The sequence below is a fragment of the Aeromonas sp. EU05-FHT14A05 genome (genome assembly GCF_058791175.1).
This window is the reverse complement of sequence record NZ_JBYTDH010000003.1, coordinates 385,959-394,695: the sequence shown is the minus strand read 5'-3', so window position 1 is coordinate 394,695 and position 8,737 is coordinate 385,959. Positions and strand designations below refer to the sequence as shown.

The following is an 8,737-nucleotide window of genomic DNA, read 5'->3' as shown; positions in this document are numbered from 1 at the left end:
AAGGGAGGTGACTATCCCACGTTGCTTGCATGAGGCGCTGGGGCGCCCCATGCAACACGTAATTGGGACATAGCCATCAAAAAGCCGCTCAAGGGAGCGGCTCTCGTCATCAGGGGCAGGTCCTCAGCTGGTCTGCCGGGTGCCGAAATAGTCGGCGAGGAAGTCATCGAAGGAGAGGCTGTCACTGCGCTCCCGCTCCCGCTGCTTGGCCAGGGAGTCCCGCGCCTCGCCGGCGAAGTAGGCCTCATCCCAGTACTGCAGCTCACCGCTCAGCATCTCTTCCCGGTAACGGCTAGCCAGGGCATCGCCGAAGCAGCCGTTGTCCTGGCCGCTTTCCAGCAACTGCTTGAGCAGGCGGGCGGAGTAGGTCAGCTCGGGGTTGAGCAGCTTCTCGCGGTGCATGGCCAGCGTCTCGCGGTAGCGGTTGCGACCACAGCAGCGATCCAGCAGCTCGGCGACCTGGGCCAGCTCGTCGAACAGCTTGAGTCCGTACTCCTTGAGGCCGATGGCATTGCCCTGCTCGTCTTCAAGCTCCAGACCGGGGCGGCGCCCTTCCAGCACCACCTTGTTCTGGTTGCGACGGTTGCGGGCAATCTCCTCGTCACCCAGCACGGGAGACGGGCGCAGCAGGCACCAGACCAGGAACAGATCGAAGAAGCGGATCTGATCCACCTCGATGCCGAACGGCGTGAAGGGATTGACGTCCACGGTGCGCAGCTCGATGTACTCGATGCCGCGCTGCTCCAGCGCATCCGAGGGCTTCTCGCCGCTGCGGGGGGTGCGCTTGGGCCGGATAGGGGCATACAGCTCGTTCTCCAGCTGCAGCACGTTGTCGTTGAGCTGGCGGTACTCGCCGTTCACCTTGACCCCTATCTTGGCAAACTCGGGATCATGGGTGTTGATGGCGCGGCGCAGGCTGCTGACATAGGCCGGCAGGTTGTCGTGGCTGATCTTGAGCCCCGCCTGGGCGCTGTTGGTATAACCGAGATCGGACAGGCGCAGGGCGGTGGCATAGGGCAGATAGAGGGTCCCCTTGCCAATCTTCTGGAACGGCAGGCTGCTCTTGCGTCCCTTGAGGAAGGAGTCGCAGATGGCCGGGGAGGCACCGAACAGGTAGGGCACCAGCCAGCCGAAGCGGTAGACGTTGCGAATAAGCCCCATGTACTTGTCGGAGATGAAGCGCTGGCTGCAGCACCCCTCGCCCACCAGGTCCTGCCACTCGCACCAGAAGCTGTCCGGCATGGAGAAGTTGAAGTGCACCCCGGCGATCACCTGCATCAGGCTGCCGTAGCGGTTCTTCAAGCCCTGGCGATAGAGGGTCTTCATCCGGCCTATGTTGGAGCTGCCGTACTGGGCCAGGCGAATGCTCTCTTCGTCACCGACGAAGCAGGGCATGGAGAGCGGCCAGATCCGCTCATCCCCCAGGTGATGAATGGCGTGGCGATGGATGTCGCCAAGCTGCTCGATCAGGCTCTCGATGGAGTCGGTCGCCGGGGTGATGAACTCCAGCAGGCTCTCGGAGTAGTCGGTGGTGATGTTGGCATGGGTCAGGGCCGACCCCAGGCCTCTGGGGTGATCGGTCTGGGCCAGGGTCCCTTCTGGGGTGATGCGCAGACATTCACGTTCGATCCCGCGCCGGATTCCCTTGAGGGCGGTCACCCGATCCGGGGTACCCAGCGCAGCCAGCAACTCGGTGAGCGACAAGCTAGTAGTAGTCATATTCACGGCTCATGTATGGCCGCCCCACCTGGGGCGGCGCTCATTTTTTTGCAACGCCCCTCAGGGCAGTTGCAGCGGATAGATGGGAAGATGAAGCTCGCTCAAGGGTTTTTCAAGCTTTTGCTTGTCCCCCACCACCACAATCACCATGTCGGCCGGGTCCAGCCAGCGTGCCGCGCTGGCTTTTAGCGTCTCGGGCGACACCGTTTTGATCAGCTGGCTCTGGGCCTGCACATAGTCCGGCTTCAGGTCGTACATGATCATCTGCAGCAGGAAGCCCGCCTTCTGACCCAGCGTCTCGTAGGAGAGCGCATCCTGCTGGGAGACGGCGCTGCGCATGTAGGCCAGCTCCACCGGGGTGGGTCCGCTCACGCGGTAGCCATCCATCTCCTTGAGGAACTGACGGATGGCATCCGCGGTCGCATCGGTGCGCACGTTGGCGCCGGTGGCAAACACGCCGGCCTCGCGGTTCGCCTGGAAGCCCGAGCTGGCACCATAGGTGTAGCCCTTGTCTTCCCGCAGGTTGAGGTTGATGCGGCTGTTGAAGTTGCCCCCCAGGTTGAAGTTCATCAGGTTGGCGACGAAATAATCCCCCGTGGTGTCAAACGGCATGGCACGGCGGCCGATGCGGATCACCGACTGGGGTGCCCCCGGCTTGTCCACCAGGTAGATGCCCGGCTTGGCCTGCTCCCCCTTGAGCTTGAGATCCCCCAGGGTCGGCGCCGCCCCCTGCCACTGGGTGAGGAAGCCGAGCTGCCGTTCGACCTGCTGCTGGGTCACATCCCCGGTCACCACCACCTTGGCGTTGGTCGGGTTGTAGTAGGCGTGATAGAAGCGCTTCACGTCTGCCAGGGTCAGCTTCTCGACGTCGGTCAGCACCCCGTCGGTCGGCTGGCCGAGGCGGTTCTGCTTGCCGTACACCAGCTCACGGAACGCCTGCCCCGCCAGCCACTCGGGCTGCTGCTCGCTCTGCTTCATGCCTTGCAGCATCTGCGCCTTGAGCCGCTCGAAGTCCGCCTCCCGCAGGCCGGGTTGCAGCAGCACCTCGCGCACCAGCGCCAGCGTCTGGGGCAGCTTGTCGGTCAGGCTGCTGATGGTGATGAGGTTGTTGTACTGGGCGGTCGAGACGCTGATGCTGGCGCCAAGCTTTTGCAGCTCGTCGCTGAGCTCGGCCTCGGAGAGGCGCGCCGTCCCCTGCCCCAGCATGGCGGCGGTGAGGCTGGCCAGCCCCAGCTCGCCCTTGCCCTCGGCCCGGATGCCGCCAGGCAGGGCAATCATGATGGAGACGGCCGGGATCTCGTCACTCCGGGTACCGATGATCTCGATGCCCTTGTCCAGCTTGCCGTGCCAGATGGCCGGCACCTTGACGCTGACCGCCTCCGCCGTCCTGGGCTGCACGCTGCGATCGAAGCTGTCCTTGATCGTTTGCTGGGCCAGCGGCTCTCCATGCTGGCTGTAATCCGGCAGCTCGCGCTTGGCCGGGGTGAAGTTGGGCGTGCCCGCCTGCCACTGGGTCTTGCCCTTGGGCACCACGCTCAGCACCACGGCCGGCTTGTTCGCGATGAACTTGTCGTAGGCCGCCTTGACCTGCTGGGCGTTCACCTGACCTATGGCATCCAGGTTCTTGAACACATAGTTGGGATCCTGGGCCAGCACCTGCCCCATGGCGAGCTGGCTCACCTTGCCGGACACGCTGTCCAGCCCCCAGATGGCCGAGGCGCGATAGCTGCTGATGGCCTTCTCCAGATCCTCTGGCTTGATGCCGCGACCGGCAAACTCGCCGATCACCTTGTCCACTTCCCCCTTGAGGGTCTTGAGGCTACCATCCACCGCCGGGTTCGGATAGGCGTAGACCGCCAGGGTACAGGCCAGCTCTTCGCAGGAGTGGGAGGCCCCCACCTCGATGGCCTTGCCGGTCTTGACCAGGGACTGATAGAGCATGGAGCTGGCGGAGCCGCCGAGCACGTCGGCAAAGATGTCCAGCGCCGGCTCCTGCGGATCGCCAAGGGACACGGTCGGGTAGCTGATATAGAGCAGCGGCAGGTGCACCTTGTCTTCCAGCGTCACATAGCGGGTCTCGGGCAGGGTCGCAGGCTGGGGCGTCGGCTCGGCCACCTCGGGGCCACGGGGGATGGGGCCGAAGTACTGCTCAATCCAGGCCAGCGCCTGCTGGGTGTCGAAGTCGCCCCCCAGGGTGAGGGTGGCGTTGTTCGGGCCATACCAGCGCAGGAAGAACTGCTTGAGGTCGTTCACATCGACCCTGTCCAGATCCTCCACATAGCCGATGGGCTGCCAGGAGTAGGGATGGCTGCGCGGATAGAGCGCCTCCCCCACCTTCTCGCTCAGCAGGCCGTAGGGCTGGTTGTCGATGCGCTGGGCCCGCTCGTTCTTGACGGTGGCGCGCTGGATCTCGAACTTCTTCTGGCTCACCGCATCGAGCAGGAAGCCCATGCGATCCGCCTCCAGCCAGAGCACCTTCTCCAGCTGATTGGCCGGTACCGTCTCGAAATAGTTGGTCCTGTCCTTGTTGGTGGTGCCGTTCATCTCGCCACCGGCCTCGTTGATGATCCGCATGTGCTCCTGATCGCCGACGTGCTTGGAGCCCTGGAACATCATGTGCTCGAAGAAGTGGGCAAACCCCGACTTGCCGACCGTCTCCCGCGACGACCCCACGTGATAGGTGACATCCAGGTGCACCAGGGGATCAGACTTGTCTGGCGCCAGGATCACGGTCAGGCCGTTGTCCAGCCTGTACATCTGATAGGGAATGCCGAGCTTGCCTTCCTGCTTGACCTGCTCGGACACCAGGGTGGGCGCTGCCAGCACGGGCAGGGAAAATCCCAGGAGAATGCTTAATGGAATGAGTTTGTTCACGGTTACCTCGTGAGTGACAAGAATGGGCTAGAAGATCTGGCTGGCCAGCAGAAACACCAGGGCATAACGAAACAATTTGCCGAGCCCGATCAGGATGAGAGAGCGCCAGAAGGAGAAGCGAAGCCAACCGGCCAGCAGGCAGAGGCCATCGCCGATCACCGGCGTCCAGGCGAGCAGCAGGCACCAGTGACCATGTTGTTTGAGCCAGGCGAGCGCCTTTTGTTCCCCACGGCCTTGAAAATCTTCCGGTTTTTTCTTCAATGTGGCGAGCCGGCCCAGCCACCAGGTGGTCATGGAGCCCAGGGTGTTGCCCAGCGTCGCCCACAGCAGCAGGCTGGCCATGCTCCACTCTCCCCGGGTGGTCATGGCCCCCAGCAGCACTTCCGAGCTGCCGGGCAGCAGGGTGGCCGAGGTGAAGGCGCTCAGAAACAGCCAGCCCAGCCCCATCTCGGCAATGTCGTTCATCCGGGCTGGCCGTCGGCGGCAGGCATGCGCAGCAGCAGCTTGCCCCGCACATGGCCGCCCTCGATGGCGCCATGGGCCAGTGCCCCTTCCGCCAACGCATATTCACCGGAGATGGTGATATGCACATCCCCCTGACGCAGCAGCATCAGCACCTGGGTCAGCTGTTTTTGATCGGGGTGAACCAGCATGCCGAGCACCTCTATGCCCGCCTCGGCCCCCGCCTCCTTGATCTGCTGGGCCGTGATGGTGGGCACAGTCACCAGGTGGCCACCCGGTTTGACGCAGGCCAGTGCCGCCTTGCCGCTCTCGCCCCCCACCAGATCCAGCACCAGATCCACCGGGCCGCCGGCCGCCACCACCTGTGAAGGCCAGTCGGCGTCGTGGTAATCCACCATCTGGCTGGCGCCCAGCCCGTGCAGGAAGCTGTGGTTGTCAGGCCCGGCCGTGACCACGACCTGGGTCCCGTAGGCGGCGGCAAACTGCACCGCCAGATGGCCCACGCCACCGGCACCGGCCAGGATCAGCACGCGCTGTCCGCCCTTGAGAGCACCGTGTTCGAACAGTCCCTGCCAGGCGGTGAGGCCCGCCAGGGGCAGCGCAGCCCCCTGCTTGAGACTGACCCCGTCGAGCCTGACCAGCTCGTCGTCGCGTACCACCACAGATTCCGCATAGCCGCCGGCCGTCAGGGGAAAGCCGACCATGCCGCACACCGCATCCCCTTCCACCAGGGTGGTGACATTGGGGCCGACCTTCTCCACCACGCCGGAGACGTCATAGCCCGGGGTCCAGGGCAGCTTGTCCTTGTTCTGGGCTGCCGCCCAGCCGAGGCCGGCCCGGGTCTTGGCATCGATGGGGTTGACCCCCGCAAAGCAGATGCGCACCCGGACTTCCCCCTCGGCGGGCACCTTGTCGAGGGAGGGGTTGAGCTTAAGTACCGAGGGGTCGCCGAATGCGGTAATCTGTAGCTGCGTCATTGCACAATCCATCCTGTTGATTGATCAAGGATCAACAGAATAACAGCGAGGACACCATGGCTCGAATGTTTCTTATTCCTCTGTTGCTGGCCCTGGGGTGGTGGGCGTTTCTGCTCTACTTCCGCATTCCGCTCAAGCAGGGTGCCAAGGGGTTTTACTGGATCATCGGCATAGGTGGGGGACTGGCCGCCTTCTTCAGCCTGATGATGGTGCTCACCCACTGACGCCCCCTGCGGCAACAAAAAGGCCACCCTGAGGTGGCCCGGATCTCAACCCGCCTGCGCACTGAGGTGGTAGTGACGGTTGCTGCCCTGCCCCAGCACGCCCTCGGCCATCAGATGCTGGAACACCCTGTCCACCTCTTCCAGCGAGAGGGAGAGGGCCTCGGCCACCTTGCGCTTGCTGCACTTGAGCTCGCCGCTCTCCAGCGCGTTGCGCACCTGAGCCACCACGGCCGGTGCGGGCTCGGGTCTGCTCACCACCATGGGCGCGGCGGCAGCTGACTCGCTCGCGCGAGCCTCGGCCTGCTCTCGCGCCCGCAGCCACTGCCACTGGCGGCGGAAGCGGTTCTCCTCGCCGATCAGGCTGACGAAAAAGGCACCGAACGCATCCAACAACACGGAGAGGAAGCAGACCAGCAGGAACTGCACCTGGCTGATGCTCATGCCCACCCCGTCCGCCAGGCTGCTCATCAGCCCCAGCATGGAGGACTGCTCATTGACCGGCTTGGCGTCACGCTCCTGGCGCAGTTCATCCTGCTTCAACCTGAGCCGGGTGTTGGCCTGCTGCAACCCGCTCACGCCGCTGGAGATCCGCGCCATCTCTATGTACTTGCGCGCCGCCTCCTCGTTGAGCTGGATCTGCCGCTCTATGCTGGCGATCTGCTCGTCGAAGCGGGCGATCTCCCGCTCGTGGCGCGCCTGCTGGCTCAGGATGGTGTTGGTGGCGCTGTTGATGCCGCCTATGCTGCCGCCGATGGAGATGGCGGCCAGCACGCTGTAAAACAGCAGCGACCAGAAGGCACCGCCGAGATCCCGCCTCGCCTTGCACTCGCCGTATTCATACCAGACATAGAACTTGCCCAGCTCGAAGATGATGGCCAGGCCGCCAAACAGCCACTTCATCAGCGGGTTGTCGTCGATGGAGAGAAACAGCAGCAGGGAGAAGACGATGGAGGCCAGAATGGCCAACCCGGTAAAACTGTACACCGTGGTCAGTGCGAACCAGCCCTTGGGATAGCGCAATGCGGCAGGAGCCTGTGTGGTCATGATGAAGAGGGAGTGCCGTGCAGGAAAAGTTGGCTGCCGATTATAGTCACCGGGCGGTCGGAGAGAAGGGCAAATACCTGAATTCCTTCATATGGATAACCAGCTGCCCATAGTGCGACCAAAACGGACAAATCGGCAGCAGAAAACCGCTACAATCGACCTCAGACTTGCAGGGCATGTTTTCGTTGTGCCCGGGTTCAGCCCGGCGCGCTACACTGACTCCCTATTGCCATTATCCGAGGCCATCATGAACAGAACGACTACGCTGCTGCTCTCCCTTCTTCTGGTTGCCGGCACCGCCACCTCATCGGTCCAGGCTCAGGAGCAGGGGGATCAAACTTTCTCCGTTGACGCGCTCACCTTCAAACTGGACTGGAATGACACGCAATTTGACTGGTCGCAGACCGGCTGTCTCGACTTGGGGGTCGGTGAGGAGACCTCTCCCGATTGCAAGGGCACGAAGCTCAACCTGGATGATGAGACGCCTCGCAACCAACCCCCCAGCACCAACCAAATCCCGGCCAGCCCGGAACAGTGACTAGTCACGACAGGAGCCTCTCTGATATGACACACCCCAAGCGCAATACCATGATCAACCGCAGCGCTCTGCTGCTCTCTCTGTTCATTGTCCACGGCGTCGCCTTTGCTGCGCCTCCTTCCAAGAACAATGACGACGTCAAGATCTCCACCGATCGGGGCCAAATCAGCCTGGATTGGGACGACAAGGAGTACGACTGGTGGCAGGACAACTGCCTGGATATCAGCACCCGCAGCAGCAGTATCAAACTCAACTGTGACAACATGGATGGCAAGTACCGCGACCACTACAACCGCAGCATCCACAGCGGCAACAACCCGGGCAAGGGCCACGACAAGAGCGGCTGGGACAGCAACGATAACGGGAAGAACAAAGAAAAAGGTAACGGGAAAGGCAACAAAAAGTGATGGTTCGGGGGCTCCGGCCCCTGAATGCGGTCGCAGGTGCAGGCAGTGGCCGCCATATTCTACGCTCGGCTCACGAGTACCGGCGACTGCCATCCTGCCAGCCAAGGCTCAATGGGACACCTTGATACCCTTGGCAAAAAAGCATGAACCAGGCCATTTCACAAACGTTCGCCGCTCATTTCTCACCAGTTCCAGGCAATGATGCCAAGGTGCCGTTCCGCCCCGGTTAAGGCTGGCGACGATAGACTGCCTCTCCTCCAGCCGTCATCGAGGCCATCATGCGCAACACCGTCTCCCATCTGCTCGCCCGGCTATTGAACAGCGGCGCCGCATTTGAAGCCCCTCTTGCCCGACGCGGCACCGCCCAGGATCCCGGTGCCCACCAGGAAGCACAGGGCGTCAGACGGTCGCCACCGGGCGACAGCGCCTGCGCCGAGGGTTCTGGCAAGCACGACGGTGACAAGATAGGTCGCTGACCGTCCCCTGCTGGCG

At 63.1% G+C, this 8,737-nt stretch carries 9 protein-coding genes; 4 read left to right on the top strand and 5 right to left on the bottom strand.

The annotated features are described in order from the left end of the window. Nucleotides 1-123: 123 nt before the first annotated feature. Genes gshA through AC3WR3_RS07160 form a run of 4 tightly spaced genes read right to left on the bottom strand, consistent with a single transcriptional unit; the run spans nt 124 to nt 6,032 of the window. Nucleotides 124-1,719 (bottom strand): glutamate--cysteine ligase, encoded by a 1,596-nt coding sequence (gshA, locus tag AC3WR3_RS07175; protein WP_139436767.1) that lies wholly within the window; start codon nt 1,717-1,719, stop codon nt 124-126. Between the two features lie 60 nt (nt 1,720-1,779). After that, nucleotides 1,780-4,593, bottom strand: a complete 2,814-nt coding sequence (locus AC3WR3_RS07170; protein ID WP_492291519.1) for a M16 family metallopeptidase — start codon at nt 4,591-4,593, stop codon at nt 1,780-1,782. A gap of 27 nt (nt 4,594-4,620) precedes the next feature. Further along, nucleotides 4,621-5,058 (bottom strand): YqaA family protein, encoded by a 438-nt coding sequence (locus AC3WR3_RS07165; RefSeq protein ID WP_139436772.1) that lies wholly within the window; start codon nt 5,056-5,058, stop codon nt 4,621-4,623. Continuing rightward, nucleotides 5,055-6,032 (bottom strand): NADP-dependent oxidoreductase, encoded by a 978-nt coding sequence (locus tag AC3WR3_RS07160; RefSeq protein ID WP_492291518.1) that lies wholly within the window; start codon nt 6,030-6,032, stop codon nt 5,055-5,057. Before AC3WR3_RS07160 ends, AC3WR3_RS07165 begins: the two co-directional genes overlap by 4 nt. Before the next feature lie 56 nt (nt 6,033-6,088). Here AC3WR3_RS07160 and AC3WR3_RS07155 point away from each other — a divergent pair, with 56 nt between their 5' ends. Then, complete coding sequence (locus tag AC3WR3_RS07155) at nt 6,089-6,256, top strand: hypothetical protein (RefSeq protein WP_162472074.1); 168 nt, start codon at nt 6,089-6,091, stop codon at nt 6,254-6,256. Nucleotides 6,257-6,301: 45 nt separating this feature from the next. On the opposite strand, the gene AC3WR3_RS07150 is transcribed toward AC3WR3_RS07155, so the two are convergent. Beyond that, nucleotides 6,302-7,300: a Preprotein translocase subunit SecY gene (locus tag AC3WR3_RS07150; protein WP_454008911.1), complete on the bottom strand. Its 999-nt coding sequence runs from the start codon at nt 7,298-7,300 to the stop codon at nt 6,302-6,304. Nucleotides 7,301-7,547: 247 nt separating this feature from the next. Here AC3WR3_RS07150 and AC3WR3_RS07145 point away from each other — a divergent pair, with 247 nt between their 5' ends. The 3 genes from AC3WR3_RS07145 to AC3WR3_RS07135 all read left to right on the top strand — a co-directional run bounded on the left by AC3WR3_RS07145 (nt 7,548) and on the right by AC3WR3_RS07135 (nt 8,721). Further along, nucleotides 7,548-7,838, top strand: coding sequence for a hypothetical protein (locus AC3WR3_RS07145; protein ID WP_202047389.1), 291 nt, complete (start codon nt 7,548-7,550; stop codon nt 7,836-7,838). A gap of 26 nt (nt 7,839-7,864) precedes the next feature. After that, on the top strand, nt 7,865-8,245 hold the full coding sequence (locus tag AC3WR3_RS07140; protein ID WP_492291517.1) for a hypothetical protein: 381 nt from the start codon (nt 7,865-7,867) through the stop codon (nt 8,243-8,245). Nucleotides 8,246-8,523: 278 nt separating this feature from the next. Next, the gene (locus tag AC3WR3_RS07135; protein WP_492291516.1) at nt 8,524-8,721 is read left to right on the top strand and encodes a hypothetical protein; all 198 of its coding nucleotides are present in this window, start codon (nt 8,524-8,526) and stop codon (nt 8,719-8,721) included. Nucleotides 8,722-8,737: the final 16 nt, after the last annotated feature.